Source organism: Noviherbaspirillum autotrophicum (genome assembly GCF_000818395.1).
GTDB lineage: Bacteria > Pseudomonadota > Gammaproteobacteria > Burkholderiales > Burkholderiaceae_D > Noviherbaspirillum > Noviherbaspirillum autotrophicum.
On record NZ_JWJG01000028.1, the window covers coordinates 1,350,614 to 1,366,211 of the forward strand.

At 62.5% G+C, this 15,598-nt stretch carries 14 protein-coding genes and 1 pseudogene; 5 read left to right on the forward strand and 10 right to left on the reverse strand.

What is annotated here, in order from left to right; genetic code table 11:
• Window positions 1–8 precede the first annotated feature (8 nt).
• The 5 genes from ssuC to TSA66_RS07470 all read right to left on the reverse strand — a co-directional run bounded on the left by ssuC (window position 9) and on the right by TSA66_RS07470 (window position 4,750).
• On the reverse strand, window positions 9–830 hold the full coding sequence (gene ssuC, locus TSA66_RS07450; RefSeq protein ID WP_040039580.1) for an aliphatic sulfonate ABC transporter permease SsuC: 822 nt from the start codon (window positions 828–830) through the stop codon (window positions 9–11).
• A 9-nt stretch (window positions 831–839) separates the two neighbouring features.
• Window positions 840–1,994 carry an FMNH2-dependent alkanesulfonate monooxygenase gene (gene ssuD, locus TSA66_RS07455; RefSeq protein ID WP_040039581.1) on the reverse strand — a complete coding sequence of 385 codons (1,155 nt, stop codon included), beginning with the start codon at window positions 1,992–1,994 and terminating at the stop codon, window positions 840–842.
• On the reverse strand, window positions 1,991–3,010 hold the full coding sequence (locus TSA66_RS07460; protein WP_084199411.1) for a sulfonate ABC transporter substrate-binding protein: 1,020 nt from the start codon (window positions 3,008–3,010) through the stop codon (window positions 1,991–1,993). Before TSA66_RS07460 ends, ssuD begins: the two co-directional genes overlap by 4 nt.
• 129 nt (window positions 3,011–3,139) lie before the next feature.
• A complete protein-coding gene (gene ssuE, locus TSA66_RS07465) occupies window positions 3,140–3,715 on the reverse strand; it encodes an NADPH-dependent FMN reductase (protein WP_040039582.1) in 576 nt (191 codons plus the stop codon).
• A gap of 21 nt (window positions 3,716–3,736) precedes the next feature.
• A complete protein-coding gene (locus tag TSA66_RS07470) occupies window positions 3,737–4,750 on the reverse strand; it encodes a sulfate ABC transporter substrate-binding protein (RefSeq protein WP_040039583.1) in 1,014 nt (337 codons plus the stop codon).
• A 195-nt stretch (window positions 4,751–4,945) separates the two neighbouring features.
• Here TSA66_RS07470 and TSA66_RS26070 point away from each other — a divergent pair, with 195 nt between their 5' ends.
• Together TSA66_RS26070 and TSA66_RS26075 are read left to right on the forward strand one after the other, a co-directional pair.
• Window positions 4,946–5,059 carry a periplasmic nitrate reductase, NapE protein gene (locus TSA66_RS26070; protein ID WP_232429555.1) on the forward strand — a complete coding sequence of 38 codons (114 nt, stop codon included), beginning with the start codon at window positions 4,946–4,948 and terminating at the stop codon, window positions 5,057–5,059.
• Between the two features lie 90 nt (window positions 5,060–5,149).
• Window positions 5,150–5,343 (forward strand): annotated as a pseudogene (locus TSA66_RS26075) (hypothetical protein); the annotation flags it as partial.
• Between the two features lie 7 nt (window positions 5,344–5,350).
• On the opposite strand, the gene TSA66_RS07475 reads toward TSA66_RS26075, so the two are convergent.
• The gene (locus TSA66_RS07475; protein ID WP_040039584.1) at window positions 5,351–5,773 is read right to left on the reverse strand and encodes a DoxX family protein; all 423 of its coding nucleotides are present in this window, start codon (window positions 5,771–5,773) and stop codon (window positions 5,351–5,353) included.
• A 204-nt stretch (window positions 5,774–5,977) separates the two neighbouring features.
• Between TSA66_RS07475 and TSA66_RS07480 the strand changes: the two genes are divergently transcribed.
• Window positions 5,978–6,538 carry an NADPH-dependent FMN reductase gene (locus TSA66_RS07480; RefSeq protein WP_040039585.1) on the forward strand — a complete coding sequence of 187 codons (561 nt, stop codon included), beginning with the start codon at window positions 5,978–5,980 and terminating at the stop codon, window positions 6,536–6,538.
• A gap of 121 nt (window positions 6,539–6,659) precedes the next feature.
• Window positions 6,660–7,103, forward strand: a complete 444-nt coding sequence (locus TSA66_RS07485; RefSeq protein WP_040042324.1) for a CBS domain-containing protein — start codon at window positions 6,660–6,662, stop codon at window positions 7,101–7,103.
• On the opposite strand, the gene TSA66_RS07490 is transcribed toward TSA66_RS07485, so the two are convergent.
• The 3 genes from TSA66_RS07490 to TSA66_RS07500 are packed head-to-tail and all read right to left on the reverse strand — an operon-like array spanning window position 7,100 to window position 9,626.
• The gene (locus TSA66_RS07490; RefSeq protein ID WP_040039586.1) at window positions 7,100–7,495 is read right to left on the reverse strand and encodes a diacylglycerol kinase; all 396 of its coding nucleotides are present in this window, start codon (window positions 7,493–7,495) and stop codon (window positions 7,100–7,102) included. The two genes, TSA66_RS07485 and TSA66_RS07490, sit on opposite strands and share 4 nt — an antisense overlap.
• Window positions 7,492–8,898: a LutB/LldF family L-lactate oxidation iron-sulfur protein gene (locus tag TSA66_RS07495; protein WP_040039587.1), complete on the reverse strand. Its 1,407-nt coding sequence runs from the start codon at window positions 8,896–8,898 to the stop codon at window positions 7,492–7,494. Before TSA66_RS07495 ends, TSA66_RS07490 begins: the two co-directional genes overlap by 4 nt.
• The gene (locus TSA66_RS07500; protein ID WP_040039588.1) at window positions 8,898–9,626 is read right to left on the reverse strand and encodes a (Fe-S)-binding protein; all 729 of its coding nucleotides are present in this window, start codon (window positions 9,624–9,626) and stop codon (window positions 8,898–8,900) included. The genes TSA66_RS07495 and TSA66_RS07500 overlap by 1 nt, the downstream gene beginning before the upstream one ends.
• Window positions 9,627–9,805: 179 nt before the next feature.
• Here TSA66_RS07500 and TSA66_RS07505 point away from each other — a divergent pair, with 179 nt between their 5' ends.
• Complete coding sequence (locus TSA66_RS07505) at window positions 9,806–10,597, forward strand: IclR family transcriptional regulator (protein WP_040039589.1); 792 nt, start codon at window positions 9,806–9,808, stop codon at window positions 10,595–10,597.
• 70 nt (window positions 10,598–10,667) lie between these two features.
• Here TSA66_RS07505 and TSA66_RS07510 read toward each other — a convergent pair whose 3' ends face one another.
• A complete protein-coding gene (locus TSA66_RS07510; RefSeq protein WP_040042325.1) occupies window positions 10,668–15,590 on the reverse strand; it encodes a HAMP domain-containing protein in 4,923 nt (1,640 codons plus the stop codon).
• Between the last annotated feature and the right edge of the window lie 8 nt (window positions 15,591–15,598).

The window sequence follows — 15,598 nt, forward strand, 5'->3', positions numbered from 1 at the left end:
CGCCTCCGCTATCGATATCCCGGGTGCCAGCGCAGGGCATGACGCTCCACTGTCCGCGCAGCGGTGTCGGCCAGCTTGCCCAGCAAGGCATAGAGCAGAATGCCGACCAGTACGACGTCGGTCTGCAGGAATTCGCGTGCATTCATGGTCATGTAGCCGATGCCGGACTGCGCGGAGATGGTTTCCGACACGATCAGCAGCACCCATACCAGGCCGAGCGAAAAGCGCACGCCGACCAGGATCGACGGCAGCGCCCCCGGCAGGATCACGTCGCGGTACAGCCGCCACCCGGTCAGTCCGTAGCTTCTGGCCATCTCGATGAGCCCCTTGTCCACGGAGCGGATGCCGTGAAAGGTGTTGAGGTAGACCGGGAAAAACACGCCGACCGAAACCAGGAACAGTTTTGCCGCTTCATCAATGCCGAACCACAGGATCACCAGCGGAATCAGCGCCAGCGCCGGGATGTTGCGCACCATCTGTATCGTGGTGTCGAACAGCGTTTCGGCCTGCCTGCATGTCCCCGTCAGCAGTCCCAGCAACAGCCCGCAGCCGCCGCCCACCGCAAATGCGGACAGCGCGCGCACCGTGCTGGTCCGCACATGCGTCCACAGCTCCCCCGATGCCGCCAGCTCCCATGCGGCGCGCAATACCGCAAGCGGCTCCGGCAAGATGCGGCTGGACAGCCATCCCAGCCGCGCAGATAGCTCCCACGCCACGATCAGGGCGGCGGGCACGACCCACGGCGCAAGTGCCGCGCCGACGGTGCGCACCCAACCTGCCCCGGCCCGCCTCGGCGCGGCAGTGGTACCACTTGCAATCGTCACGTTCATCGCGTCTCCTCAGCTTTGCGAGACTCTGGGAACGAATTCATTGGCGACCACTTCACCGAAGGGGCCGGTGAGCGAACCTGCGGGCGCCTCGGGCTGCTTCTTGCCGATCAGCGGGAAGACCAGCTCGGCGAATCGGTATGCTTCCTCCAGATGCGGATAGCCGGACAGGATGAAGGTTTCGATGCCGAGGTCGGCATACTCGCGCATGCGCGCGGCCACCGTTTCCGGGTCGCCCACCAGCGCAGTGCCCGCGCCGCCGCGCACCAGCCCAACGCCGGCCCACAGGTTGGGTGACACTTCCAGCTTGTCGCGGCGTCCGCCATGCAGCGCAGCCATGCGGCGCTGCCCTTCCGAGTCCATCCTGGCAAAGGCGGCCTGGGCACGCGCGATCACGTCGTCGTCCACGTGGCTGATCAGTTCGTCCGCCGCCTTCCATGCCGCCTCGGCGGTTTCGCGCACGATCACATGCAGGCGAATGCCGAAGCGCACGGTGCGGCCGTATTTCGCGGCACGCTCGCGGATGTCGGCGATTTTCTGCGTCACGGCCGCAGGCGGCTCACCCCAGGTCAAGTACACGTCGACCTGTTCCGCCGCGAGTTCATGCGCGGCCGGCGACGAACCGCCGAAATACAGCGGCGGATGGGGCTTTTGCACTGGCGGATAGAGCGTTTTCGCGCCCTTCACTTTCAGGTGCTTGCCTTCGTAGTCGAAGCCGGCATCGCCTCCCTCGCCGGCCAGCGCTGCGCGCCAGATGCGCAGGAATTCGGACGAGATTTCGTAACGGGTTTCATGGTCGGCAAACAAGCCGTCGGCTTCCAGCTCCGCCTGGTCGCCGCCGGTCACGACGTTGACCAGCAGGCGTCCTTTCGACAGCCGGTCGAAGGTGGCGGCAGTCCGCACCGCCAGGCCCGGGGTGCTCAGGCCGGGTCGAATCGCGACCAGAAATTTCAGCTTTTGCGTGGCGCCGATCAGGCTGGACGCGACCACCCACGGGTCTTCGCAGGAGCGTCCGGTCGGAATCAGCACGCCGTCGTAGCCATTGGTGTCGGCGGCCACGGCGATCTGGCGCAGGTAGTCGTAGTTGACTTGGCGCGCTCCATGCGAAGTGCCCAGGTAGCGGCTGTCCCCGTGGGTCGGCAGGAACCAGAAAACATTGAAACTCATGGCGATGTCCTTTCTTGTTCAATCATGTTCAATCGGCTTACAACTTGAGCGGCAGCACGGCGTCCTTGACACTGATTTTTTTTCGGTATCAGTTTCAGGCCGGCGAATACATCAGCGATCTTTTGCTGCTCGTTGAGCACGGCGTCGCTGATCGGCTTCACACCATAGGTGTAACGGGTGGCGGCGAGCTCGATGACGGCCGGCTCCAGTCCGATCTGCGCCGACAGGATTGCAGCGACTTCCCTGGTGTTCTGGCGGCCCCAGTCGTCGACCCTGGCGAGTTCGTCGATGATGGTCCGGACGATCTCGCCATTCCTTTCCGCGTAGGGACGCGACGCAAGGTAAAACTGGTGGTTGCTGACCAGCCCCTTGCCGTCGGCCAGGATGCGCGCACCGAGCTGCTTTTCGGCGGCGGCGAGGAACGGATCCCAGATCACCCAGGCGTCGACGCTGCCGCGCTCGAAGGCCGCGCGGGCGTCGGCCGGCGGCAGGTAGACGACCTCGATATCCTTGTATTCAAGGCCGGCCTTCTCCAGCGCCTTGACCAGCAGGTAATGGACATTCGAGCCCTTGTTGAGCACCACCTTGCGGCCCTTCAGGTCGGCAACTGATTTCAGCGTCGACGTTTTCGGCACCACGATCGCTTCGCCCGCCGGTGCCGGCGGCTCGTTGCCGACGTAGACGAGGTTGGCTCCCGCAGCCTGGGCGAAGATCGGCGGCGCTTCGCCGACCGTGCCGAAGTCGACGCTTCCCACATTCAGGCCCTCCAGCAATTGCGGGCCTGCCGGGAATTCAATCCACTTCACGTCGATGCCTTGTGCGGCCAGCCTTTTGTCCAGCGTGCCGCGCGCCTTCAGGATCGTCAGCGTCCCGTATTTCTGGAAGCCGATGCGCAGCGTTGCCCTGCCTTGCGCACGCACCGGCGCTGACAGCGCAGCCAGCGCGCCGACGGCCGCGGCGGACAGCACGCCCAAGGCGCGCCGCCTGGCGTGGCGTTTTTCATTCGAAATGGTCATGTGTTGCCCCTTTCTTTTTGCTGATCGAAAAATTGAGTATGCGTATCCCCCCGGCCGCCTGCGAGGGCGGCTTGCCGGCGCCGTCAGGAAGACGGCCATTGCATGGGAGGGAAGCGTTCGCGCGCGGGATCAGACGCTACATCGGACCTGCGAAAACGGAACCGGAGTAAATTCGGTGGCGCTGGCACGGCGCAATGCGCTCAGGCTGGTCGACAGGTGCTCGACGCCTTCCGCCACGCGCTGCGCGATCGCAGGATCGAGCGCCAGCCCCTTGTCGGCAGTCCAGATCACCTGCGCTTCGGTCGCGTAAATGCTGGGCAGAACATGCCTGGCACCCAACGCGGAGAGCACCGGACGCAGCGCGTAATCCAGCGACAGCATGTGCGACTGGCTGCCGCCGGTGGCCAGCGGCAGCACCAGCTTTCCGGCAAGGCCATCCTGCGGCAGCACGTCGAGGAAGGCCTTGAGCGCGCCGCTATAGGCTGCCTTGTACACCGGCGTGGCAATGACGACAGCCGTCGCCTGCGCCACCTGGGCTCGCGCCAGCCTGATGTCGGCATGCAGCAGGGCCTGCGCCGGCAGGTCGACCACGTGCAGCTGCGAATGGCGGTGCCCCAGCAGCGCCAGCCGTTGACCGACATGCTGCAGCAGGCGGGTGGACCGCGATGGAATCGAAGGGCTTCCGGCCAGCAGGAGGATAGTCATTGTTTTTTCCTCTGGCGGGAGTTACTTGCGGCCCGGCTGATAGATCTGGTCGAACGTGCCGCCATCGGCAAAGTGCGTCTTCTGCGCCTTGGCCCAGCCGCCGAACACGTCATCGATTGTGAACAGGCTCACCTTCGGAAATTGCGCCGCGTACTTCTTCGCGATCTTGTCGTTAATCGGACGGTAGTAGTTCTTGGCGGCGATCTCCTGGCCTTCGTCGGTGTACAGGTATTGCAGGTAGGCTTCAGCGACCTTGCGCGTGCCGCGCTTGTCGGCCACCTTGTCCACCACGGCCACCGGCGGCTCGGCCAGGATGCTCTGCTGCGGCGATACGACTTCGAACTTGTCCGGGCCGAGTTCCTTGATCGCGAGGATCGCCTCGTTTTCCCAGGCGATCAGCACGTCGCCGATGCCGCGCTCGACGAAGGTGGTGGTTGCGCCCCGCGCGCCGGAATCGAGCACTGGCACGTTCTTGAAAATCTTCGCCACGAAATCCTTCGCCTTTGCGTCGCTGCCGCCCGGCTGCTTCAGTGCATAGCCCCATGCCGCGAGATAGTTCCAGCGCGCGCCGCCAGACGTCTTCGGATTCGGCGTGATGACCTGCACGCCCGGCTTGATCAGGTCGCTCCAATCCTTGATGCCTTTCGGATTGCCCTTGCGCACCAGGAACACGATGGTCGACTTGTATGGCGCGCTGTTGTGCGGCAGGCGCTTCTGCCAGTCCTTTGCGATCAGCCCCTTGCCGGCGATTTCATCGATGTCGTAAGCCAGCGCCAGCGTGACAACGTCGGCATCCAGGCCGTCGATCACCGAGCGCGCCTGCTTGCCGGAGCCGCCGTGCGACTGCTTGACCGTGACGTTGTCGCCGCCCTGCGCCTTCCACTTTGCGGCGAACGCCTTGTTGAAGTCCTGGTACAGCTCGCGCGTCGGGTCGTACGACACATTGAGCAGCGTGAGATCGGCGGCGTAGACAAACGGCGCAAACGGTGCGACGAGCGCGGCGGCCAGCGTCGACAGGATCAGTTTTTTGAGCATCTGTTTTCTCCCTCAAGGTGTTTTGATATCGGAAGACCACAGGTTATTGAAATGCCCATCAAATCAGAACGAATACTTTTGCCGTTCTTTATTCGCTTTTTTCATATTGATGATTTCGACTGAGAAATATCGCCGGCCACTACCGGATCAGGCGAGCCTGCTGCCTGTCACCCGCACGCAGGGGGGCGCGCCTTTCTGTTCCTGACCGTCGTCATGGCACCGATCCTGTCTGTGACGGTCGTGGGCGGCTATGGATTCTTCGTCTGGATGTTCCAGTTAATTACGGGCCACATACCGTCTGGCGCCTGACCCTCGCACGCGCCGCCTGCCGAAAGCAACCCATGCGCTGGTCTACCGGCATGCCGAACCCAGCTCCGCATTGGATGAGGAAGTCGAAACATGAAGCTGACCCGCCGTGAATTCATCAAGCAGAACGCGGCCGGCATCCCGCTCGGCTCGAATGTGGTGACCGACGCATCGCAGATCCAGCTCGCCGGGAGCAAGGCGCCCTGCCGCTTCTGCGGCGCCGACTGCTGCGCATGACGGACGGCAAGTACGACAAGAATGACGAATTCGCGCCGGTATCGTGGGACATGCCGCTCAGTTGAAGCGACCAGCCGCCCCCGCCGCGCTGTAGCGTCCCGCTCCCAGCAGCGCCACGGCCAGTGCGGCGGCAAAAAACATGGCCTGCAATTCGAGTGCCCAGCCGCCGGTCTTCGACAACGTGAAGAACTGGGTGGTATGCACCAGCAGTACGGCGACCACCATGTTGATCGCGATGACGAGCGCTGCCAGCCGGGTCCACACGCCGAACAGGACCAGCAGCGGCGCAATCACTTCGCCGACATACACCAGGTAGCCCAGTGCCGGCGGCATGCCGACCTTAGTAACCATTTCCGTAATAAAGCCGACGCCGCCCAACACCTTGGAGACGCCATGAAAGAGGATCAGCAGCGCCAGCGTCGCGCGCAAAATCAGTTTCCCGAAATCCTCCGATACAGCGCCTGTTTCTTTCCCGTGCATGAACGGCTCCTTTCATAGGCTGAACGGTTCCTTGACTTCAGATACTTGAAAAAGCGGAATGGTTCTTTCGCCAAACTCCCTCCCTCTCACTCGCTTGTCATTGCGCAAATGGCGTTTGCCTGACGCGGCACAAGTAGCGTTCGCACCAATTCTGCATATGCTGGTGTAGCAGGGCTGTCTCAACTTTTTCCCGAAAGGAGCATCATGAGCACACAGAAGAACGTCGCCATTCTTGTCGGCAGTCTGCGCAAGGATTCGCTGAACCGGAAAATGGCCAACGCCCTCATCGGGCTGGCGCCGCCGTCCTTGCGGATGGAGATCGTCGAGATCGGCAACCTGCCCTTGTACAACCAGGACTTCGATCCCGATCCGCCGCAGCCGGTGCGTGACTTCAAGCAGCGCGTGCAAGCGGCCGATGCGGTCCTGTTCATCACCCCGGAATACAACCGCTCGGTGCCGGGCGTACTGAAAAATGCCATCGATACGGCCTCCCGTCCCTATGGACAGAGCGCCTGGGATGGCAAGCCGGGCGCGGTGGTCAGCGTATCGCCGAGCAAGATAGGCGGATTCGGCGCCAATCATCATTTGCGGCAATCGATGGTTTTCCTGAACGTGCCCATGCTGCAGCAACCGGAAGCCTATATCGGCGGTGCCAATGAATTGTTCGACGACAAAGGCGCCATCAAGAACGACTCGACGCGCGAGCTGATGCAGAAATTCCTGCAAACATTTGCACAATGGATAGACCAGAACGGCAAGAAGTAACCCTCCCCCGGCGCGAACCCGGATCATGCTACCGCAGTCAAATCAGCCTGTTACCGGGCGTGCGCCTGCACGCCAGCGCACGCCCGTTTCGCTCTGCATGTTCAACGGACTGGAGAATGTGATGACGACGATTGCTGAAGTAATGACTCCCGATGTGACAGTGGTATCGCCACAAGACACGATTCAAAAGGCAGCGAAGATGATGGCCGAATGGAATGTCGGCGCGTTGCCGGTATGCGACGGGAAAAAGCTGGTCGGCATGCTGACTGACCGCGATATCGCAATACGCGCCGTGCCGATTGGAAAGGCGCCTGCCGATATCCAGGTATCGGACATCATGAGCAAGGAAGTGCGCTGGTGTTTTTCTGATCAGCAAATGGGAGAGGTATTGCAGGAAATGGGCGCCGAACAAGTCCGCCGCATTCCCGTCATGAACCGCAACAGCATGGAACTGGTCGGCATCGTTTCACTCGGCGATTTCGCGGCCCGTGAAAATGCGCATGTGGACAAGGCCATGCAGGAAATCTCGACGCCTTCCGCGCCGGTGCGCCCGGCACCGCATTAATGCATGAATAACGGCAGCACGATGACTGTCCAGGTCATCGCTGCCAGCGCCAGCGCGAGGAACACGGCGGCGCTGCCGAAATCTTTCGCGTTCTTCGACAGCGGATGGCGTTCAAGCGATATGCGATCGACCACGGCCTCGATGGCGGAATTGATCAGCTCGACGATGAGCACCAGCGCCAGCACCGCCAGCAGCGCGACTTTTTCCAGTGCGGAGACTGGCAGCAACAGCGCCGTGAGCGCCGCCGGCACGGCCAGCATCAGCTCCTGGCGGAACGCATGTTCATGGCGCCAGGCAGCCTTGAAGCCCTCAATCGAATAGAAAAAAGCGGCGTAAATGCGCCTTGCGCCGCTTTTGCTCTTGAACTCGCTAACTTGGTGTTCTGCTTTCATCGTCGTTCTTTGTACAGCTCGCGGAAGGTCTTCCCGGACGGAGCCGGCAAGTCGCGGTAATCGGTCCAGCCGCTTGCAAATGGTAATCTTGATATGGTCTTTTTGCCGCCGGCCAGAAGTCGCAGGAAGCGTACACCGATTTTGCTCGCCAGTCGATAAAGCGCAGGCCGTTTCGCAACGAAAGCCCAAGCCATCAGCCCCAGCCGCTCCGTCACCGGTCGCAGATGCCGTTCCACCTGCTTTTCTCGCAGCTTGCGCAGCAAATCGGGCAGCGGGATTTTGACAGGACATACCACGTGGCATTCGCCGCACAAGGTCGACGCCTGCGGCAGGTCGAGCGCGTTTTCGATCCCGACGTAGGATGGCGTGAGCACGCTGCCCATCGGCCCCGGATAGACCCAGCCGTAGCTGTGGCCGCCGATCTTTTGATAGACCGGGCAATGGTTCATGCAGGCGCCGCAGCGGATGCAACGCAGCATTTCCTCGAACTCGCCGCCGATCAGGCCGGTGCGGCCGCCATCGACCAGCACGTAATACATGTGCTCCGGGCCGTCGCGGTCGCCGGCGCGCTTCGGGCCAGTGAGGATCGACACATAGTTCGAAATCGACTGGCCGGTGGCCGAGCGCGGCAGCAGGCGCAGCACCGTCGCGAAATCCTCCAGCGTCGGCAACACCTTTTCGATGCCGGTCACCACCACGTGCACCTTCGGCGGCAGGATGGTGCACATGCCCTCGTTGCCTTCGTTGGTGACGATCGCCACCGAGCCGGTTTCGGCGATCACGAAATTGCCGCCGGTGATGCCCATGTCAGCCGACAGGAATTGCGGGCGCAACATTTCGCGCGCCTCGCGCGTCATCTGGGGAATATCGGTCAGGCGCGACCGGTGGTGCACGCGCGCGAACAGGTCGGAAATCTCTTCCTTGTCCTTGTGGACCACCGGCGCGATGATGTGTGACGGCGCTTCGTTGTTATTGATCTGCAGGATGTATTCGCCGAGGTCCGTCTCGATCGGCTGCACCCCGGCCGCTTCCAGCGCGCGGTTCAAGGCCATTTCCTCCGACACCATCGACTTCGACTTGGTGGCCTTCTTCACGCCGTGTTTCTTCGCGATGTCGACCACCAGGCGCGACGCATCTTCCGCGCTTTCGGCGAACAGCACCGTGGCGCCGGCGGCAGTGGCATTTTTCTCGAAAATCTCCAGCCACACGTCGAGGTTCCTGATCGCGCGCATACGGCGCTCGACGGCCGCGTCGCGCGTGCCCTCGAAATCGTCCAGCTCGGTGATGGCCGACGCCCGGCCGCTGACGAACTTGGTCGAAAGCTTCTTGAGGTTGTGCTGCAGGCGCTGGTCCGCCAGCTTCTGGCCGACGCGCGCCTTGAAATGCATCGACTGGACTTCCATCAGATATCTCCCGCCAGCACTTGCGCGACGTGCAGTACGCGCGTCTTGTCGTCGCCGGTACGGCGCAGGCGCCCTTCGATATTCAGCATGCAGCCGAGGTCGCCCAGCACCACCGCGTCGGCGCCGCAATCGTGGATATTCGCGCATTTCTCGTCCACGATGGCCGACGAGATGTTGCCGTACTTGATCGAAAAGGTGCCGCCAAAGCCGCAGCACTGGCGGCTGTCCTTCATCTCGGTGATCTCGATGCCGGCCTTGCCCAGCAGTTCGCGCGGCTGTTGCTGCACCCCCAGCTCGCGCAAGCCGCAGCAGGAATCGTGGTAGGTGACCTTTCCAGGGCTTTTGCCCTGCCCCGGCAGCTTGTCGAGCTTGACCACGGACTGCAGGAAGTCGGTCAGCTCGTACACGCGCGGCGCCAGCCGCTGCATGCGCGCCAGCCAGACCGGATCGTCGGAAAACAGGTCGGCATAGTGGGTTTTCACATTGCCGCCGCAAGAGCCGGACGGAATCACCACGTAGTCGAAATTCTCGAATTCCTCGACAAACTTTTCCGCCAGCGCACGCGCGGCCTTGCGGTCGCCCGAACTGTAGGCCGGCTGGCCGCAACAGGTCTGCGACTCCGGGACCACCACCTCGCAGCCGGCGGCCTCCAGCAGCTTGAGCGTTGAAAAGCCGATTTCCGGCCGCATCGCGTCGATCAGACAAGTAACAAATAATCCGACTCTCATGGGACAGCCCTAGCGGTAGATGCAGGATTCATTATGACGCTCCGCCCGAAAATAGGGCGCGGAGAGGAACGAAATATCGCCGGCCCTCCCCCAAATTTTTTGTGGCTCTTTTTTTGTGGCTCTTTTTCATTTTTTCACAATGTGGTATAACGTACTTATTGCAACGCATCAAAAGCAACATGAAACCTGAACAATCCTCCGAGAACAGTCAAATTTCGATCCAGGTGATCGAGCGCATGATTTCGTTATTGGATGCGCTCGCCCAGTATCCCGACCCAGTTAGCCTGAAAGAGTTGTCCACGGTCACCGGCCTGCATCCGTCGACTGCGCACCGCATCCTGAACGACTTGGTGGTCAAGCGCTTCGTCGACCGCGCCGAAGGCGGCACCTATCGCCTGGGAATGCGCCTGCTGGAGCTGGGCAACATCGTGAAGAGCCGCCTGAACGTGCGCGAAGCCTCGCTCGATTTCATGCGCGCGCTGCACCGCAAGACGCAGCAGACGATCAACCTGTCGGTGCGCCAGGGCGATGAAATCGTATACATCGACCGCTCCTTCTCGGAGCGCTCGGGCATGCAGGTGGTGCGCGCCATCGGCGGCCGCGCGCCGCTGCACCTGACCTCGACCGGCAAGCTGTTCCTGTCGGTGGACGACCCGAAGCTGGTGCGAGCCTATGCAACCCGCACCGGACTGGCCGGCCACAACAAGAATTCGATCACCGACCTGGCCAAGCTGGAACGCGAGCTGAGCCTGGTGCGCGCGCGCGGCTATGCGCGCGACAACGAGGAACTGGAACTCGGGGTGCGCTGCATCGCCGCAGGCATCTATGACGATTCCGGCAAGCTGATCGCCGGCCTGTCGATTTCCGCGCCGGCCGACCGCCTACAGGACGAGTGGGTGGACGACCTGATCTCTACAGCGAATGAGATTTCGGCCGTGCTCGGCTATGTGCCGGAAGGCGCGGCTGCCTGAGCAAGCGCAATTGGCTGCATGAAAAAACAGGGCCGCTCACGCGGCCCTGTTTATTTAGTCCGTACCGTTCCTATCCCTGCCCATGCAACCAGACGCGCATCAGGGAAAGCAGCTGCGCCACATCCACCGGCTTGGTGATGTAGTCGGACGCACCCGCCGCCAGGCACTTGTCGCGGTCGCCCTTCATCGCCTTGGCGGTCAGGGTAATGATGGGCAGCGACTTGAACTGCGGGATGCTGCGGATCGCGCGCATCGTATCGTAGCCATCCATCTCCGGCATCATGATGTCCATCAGCACGATCTCGACATCCGGTTCCCTTTGCAGCACTTCAATGCCGTCGCGGCCGTTTTCCGCGAACAGCACCTTCATCTGCTGGCGCTCCAGCACCGAACTCAATGCAAAAATATTGCGCAGGTCGTCGTCGACGATGAGCACCTTGCGCCCGGCCAGGCCGCCGTCGGATACCCGGATATCCTCCAGCATGCGGCGTTGAACTTCGGGCAGGCTCGACGGCGAACGATGCAGGAACAGCGCGGTTTCATCGAGCAGGCGCTCTGACGAGCGCACGTCCTTGACGACCACCGTTTTCGCAATCTTCTTCAGGCGCGCGACTTCCTTGCGGTTCAAGTCCTTCGCCGTATAGACCACGATCGGCAGTTCGCACAGCGTGTCGTCTTCGCCGATTCGGTCGAGCAGCTCGAATCCGCTCATGTCCGGCAGCGACAGGTCCACCACCATGCAATCGAAGCGCTGCGCAGCCAGTTCGGCCAATGCCTCCTGTCCGGTGGCGACGGCGACGATATTGACATCGGAGGCGCCGATCAGATCGATCATCGATTCGCGCTGCAGCGCGTCATCCTCGACAATCAACAGATTGCGCTTGCCGACAATCAGGAATTGCTGGATGCGGGCAAACTCTTCCTGCAGCCGGTCACGGCTGACCGGCTTATGCAGATAGGAGATCGCCCCCTGGCGCAGAGCCCGCTCGCGCTCCTTCGCCTTGCTCATCACGTGCACCGGAATATGGCGCGTTGCCGGATCGCGCTTGAGGCGGTCCAGTACGGTGAAGCCGTCGAGGTCCGGCAAGTCGACATCGAGCAGGATTGCCACCGGCAGGTAGTCGCGCGCCAGCGTCAGCGCGGACGCCCCCTGATGCGTGACGATGCCCTTGAAGTTCTTCTCGCGCGCATAGTCGAGCAAGACGTTCGCAAAGCCGGGGTCATCCTCGACGATCAGCATGGCCGGATCACCGGGTGCAATCAGCGTACGATCGTCCAGCGCGCTTTCGAATTCGACGAAGGATGTTTCCATGCCAGGCAAATCCACGCCCGGCTGGGCGGCATTCAGGGCCGGTTGAGCCTGCATGCTGCTCTCGCCGGTGTCGCCGGCTGCGTCGGCGAATGCCATGTCGCCATGCGCCTGCGCCGGCTGCGGCTGGTCGCCGGGTTGCGGCTGCCCATAGAACGACACCGGCAGCGCACCGTAATTCATGAATCCGGCGCGGTGATACGGCAAATACAGGGTAAATGTACTGCCGGTCCCCACCACGCTTTCAACCCGGATCTCGCCGCCGAGCAGGCGCGCCAACTCGCGCGAAATCGACAGGCCCAGGCCGGTACCGCCGTACTTGCGCGCGGTGCTGCCGTCGGCTTGCTGGAATGCCTCGAAGATCAGCTGCAGCTTGTCGGCCGCAATGCCCACCCCGGTGTCGGTCACCGAAAACGCCAGCACTGCATCAGCCTGCGCAAGGCTCGAGTTGTCCGCGCTCCAGCCGCTCCTGGCCATGCCAATCTGCAACGCCACGCGGCCACGGTTGGTGAACTTGAAGGCGTTCGACAGCAGATTCTTCAGGATCTGCTGCAGGCGCGTGGTGTCGGTCATCATCGACGGCGGCAGCGCGTCGGCCAGCTCCACCGAGAAGCCGAGCTGCTTGGCTTCGGCCATGTGGCGGAAGGTGCGCTCGACGTAGCCCGACAAGGTGCGGAAGCGGTATTCGCTCATTTCCAGCGTGACGGTTCCGGACTCGATCTTCGACAGGTCGAGGATGTCGTTGATCAGCGTGAGCAAGTCGCTGCCGGAACCATAGATGGTGCGGGCAAATTCCACCTGCCGCTCCGACAGGTTGCCGTCCGGGTTGTCCGACAATTGCTGCGCCAGGATCAGGAGGCTGTTCAGGGGCGTGCGCAATTCATGCGACATGTTCGCCAAAAACTCCGACTTGTACTTCGACGACAAGGCCAACTGCGTCGCCTTTTCTTCCAGCGCCAGTTTCGCCTGTTCCACTTCCCGGTTCTTGCGTTCCACCTCGATATTCTGTTCCGACAGCAGGCTCGCCTTTTCCGCCAGTTCCAGGTTGGTCTGCTGTAATTCCTGCGCCAGCGACTGCGATTGCCGCAGCAGGGATTCGGTGCGGCTGTTGGCTTCGATCGTGTTCAGCACCACGCCGATGGTTTCCATCAGCTGGTCGAGGAAGGACAGGTGGGTTTCGGTGAAGCGGTCGAGCGAGGCGATCTCGATGACGGCCTTGACCTGCTGCTCGAACAGGATCGGCAGCACCACGATGTTGGTCGGAGGCGCTGCGCCCAGGCCGGAGGAAATCTGGATGTAGTCGCGCGGCACGTTGGTGAGCCAGATGCGCTGTTTTTCCAGCGCGCATTGGCCAACCAGTCCTTCGCCGGGCAAGAACGAGGTCGGCAGCTTGCGGCTGGAGCGGTAGCCGTAGCTGGAAGTCATTCGCAGGCGGGCGTCGTCGTCGCCCGAATCCATCATGTAGAACACGCCGTGGTGGGCCGACACCAGCGGGGCGAGTTCCGACAGGATCAGGGTGGTCACGGCGGACAGGTCGCGCTGGCCCTGCAACAGGCGGGTGAAGCGCGCGAGGTTGGTTTTGAGCCAGTCCTGCTGCGCATTCTTTTGCGTGGTTTCCTTCAGGTTGCGGATCATCTCGTTGATGTTGTCCTTCAGGTCCGCCACTTCGCCGCGCGCCTCGACCTGGATCGAGCGCGACAGGTCGCCGCGCGTCACGGCTGTTGCCACTTCCGCGATCGCGCGCACTTGGGTCGTCAGGTTCGCCGCCAGCCGGTTCACGTTCTCGGTCAAATCCTTCCAGGTCCCCGATGCACCCGGCACGCGCGCCTGGCCGCCCAGTTTTCCTTCCACGCCCACCTCGCGCGCCACCGTCGTTGCCTGGTCCGCGAACACCGCCAGCGTATCGGTCATCTCGTTAATCGTATTGGCCAGCGCCGCGATTTCGCCGCGCGCCGCCACGGTCAGCTTCTTCTTCAGGTCGCCGTTCGCCACCGCCGTCACCACACCGGCGATACCGCGCACCTGCGCCGTCAGGTTAGCCGCCATGAAGTTCACGTTGTCGGTCAAGTCCTTCCAGGTACCGGCCGCGCCCTTGACCTGCGCCTGGCCGCCCAGCTTGCCTTCGGTGCCCACCTCGCGCGCCACGCGCGTCACCTCCGAAGCGAACGAGGACAGCTGATCCACCATCACGTTGATCGTGTCCTTCAGCTGCAAAATCTCGCCCTTCACGTCCACCGTGATCTTCTTGGACAAGTCGCCGTTGGCCACCGCCGTCGTCACTTCCGCGATGTTGCGCACCTGCGCCGTCAGGTTAGCCGCCATGAAGTTCACGTTGTCGGTCAAGTCCTTCCAGGTGCCGCCGACGCCCGGCACATACGCCTGCCCGCCCAGCCGCCCTTCGGTGCCCACCTCGCGCGCCACGCGCGTGACTTCCGAGGCAAACGAGCGCAGCTGGTCCACCATCGTGTTGATCGTGTCCTTCAGCTGCAGGATTTCGCCGCGCACGTCCACCGTGATCTTCTTCGACAAGTCGCCGTTCGCCACCGCGGTCGTCACTTCCGCAATATTGCGCACCTGCGACGTCAGATTGCCCGCCATCGAGTTCACCGAATCGGTCAAGTCCTTCCAGGTGCCGGCCACGCCCGGCACGTTCGCCTGGCCGCCCAGCTTGCCTTCGGTGCCCACTTCGCGCGCCACGCGCGTGACTTCCGAAGCGAACGAAGAGAGCTGGTCCACCATCACGTTGATGGTGTCTTTCAGCTCCAGGATCTCGCCCTTCACGTCCACCGTGATCTTCTTGGACAAGTCGCCGCGCGCCACGGCCGTCGTCACTTCCGCGATGTTACGCACCTGACCGGTCAGGTTGGACGCCATGAAGTTCACGTTGTCGGTCAAGTCCTTCCAGGTGCCGCCCACGCCCTTCACCTGCGCCTGGCCGCCCAGCTTGCCTTCGGTGCCCACCTCGCGCGCCACGCGCGTGACTTCCGAAGCGAATGAATTCAGCTGGTCCACCATCACGTTGATGGTGTCCTTCAGTTCCAGAATTTCGCCCTTCACGTCCACCGTGATCTTCTTGGACAAGTCGCCGTTCGCCACCGCCGTCGTCACTTCCGCGATGTTGCGCACCTGCGCCGTCAGATTGGACGCCATGAAGTTCACGTTGTCGGTCAAGTCCTTCCAGGTGCCTGCCACGCCCGGCACGTACGCCTGCCCGCCCAGTCGCCCTTCGGTGCCCACTTCGCGCGCCACGCGCGTGACTTCCGACGCGAACGAGCGCAGCTGGTCCACCATCGTGTTGATCGTGTCCTTCAGCTGCAGGATTTCGCCGCGCACGTCCACCGTGATCTTCTTGGACAAGTCGCCGTTCGCCACCGCCGTCGTCACATCGGCGATGTTGCGCACCTGCGACGTCAGATTGCCCGCCATCGAGTTCACCGAATCGGTCAAGTCCTTCCAGGTGCCGGCCACGCCCGGCACATTGGCCTGGCCGCCGAGCTTGCCTTCGGTACCCACTTCGCGCGCCACGCGCGTGACTTCCGACGCGAACGACGAGAGCTGGTCGACCATCGTGTTGGCGGTCGACGCCGCGCGCAGGAACTGGCCCTTCAGGGGCCGGCCGTCGACGTCGAGCGACATCGTCTGCGACAGGTCGCCCTTGGCCACCGCGCCGATCACGCGCGCCATTTCCGTAG

Excerpts from the sequence above, each read along its gene's own strand:
- ssuC (WP_040039580.1), bottom strand. The coding sequence starts at position 830 with ATGAACGTGACGATTGCAAGTGGTACCACTGCCGCGCCGAGGCGGGCC.
- TSA66_RS07460 (WP_084199411.1), bottom strand. The coding sequence starts at position 3,010 with ATGACCATTTCGAATGAAAAACGCCACGCCAGGCGGCGCGCCTTGGGC.
- TSA66_RS07495 (WP_040039587.1), bottom strand. The coding sequence starts at position 8,898 with ATGGAAGTCCAGTCGATGCATTTCAAGGCGCGCGTCGGCCAGAAGCTG.
- ssuD (WP_040039581.1), bottom strand. The coding sequence starts at position 1,994 with ATGAGTTTCAATGTTTTCTGGTTCCTGCCGACCCACGGGGACAGCCGC.
- TSA66_RS07470 (WP_040039583.1), bottom strand. The coding sequence starts at position 4,750 with ATGCTCAAAAAACTGATCCTGTCGACGCTGGCCGCCGCGCTCGTCGCA.
- TSA66_RS07485 (WP_040042324.1), top strand. The coding sequence starts at position 6,660 with ATGACGACGATTGCTGAAGTAATGACTCCCGATGTGACAGTGGTATCG.
- TSA66_RS07475 (WP_040039584.1), bottom strand. The coding sequence starts at position 5,773 with ATGCACGGGAAAGAAACAGGCGCTGTATCGGAGGATTTCGGGAAACTG.
- TSA66_RS07480 (WP_040039585.1), top strand. The coding sequence starts at position 5,978 with ATGAGCACACAGAAGAACGTCGCCATTCTTGTCGGCAGTCTGCGCAAG.
- TSA66_RS07510 (WP_040042325.1), bottom strand. The coding sequence starts at position 15,590 with ATGGCGCGCGTGATCGGCGCGGTGGCCAAGGGCGACCTGTCGCAGACG.
- TSA66_RS07500 (WP_040039588.1), bottom strand. The coding sequence starts at position 9,626 with ATGAGAGTCGGATTATTTGTTACTTGTCTGATCGACGCGATGCGGCCG.
- ssuE (WP_040039582.1), bottom strand. The coding sequence starts at position 3,715 with ATGACTATCCTCCTGCTGGCCGGAAGCCCTTCGATTCCATCGCGGTCC.
- TSA66_RS07505 (WP_040039589.1), top strand. The coding sequence starts at position 9,806 with ATGAAACCTGAACAATCCTCCGAGAACAGTCAAATTTCGATCCAGGTG.
- TSA66_RS07490 (WP_040039586.1), bottom strand. The coding sequence starts at position 7,495 with ATGAAAGCAGAACACCAAGTTAGCGAGTTCAAGAGCAAAAGCGGCGCA.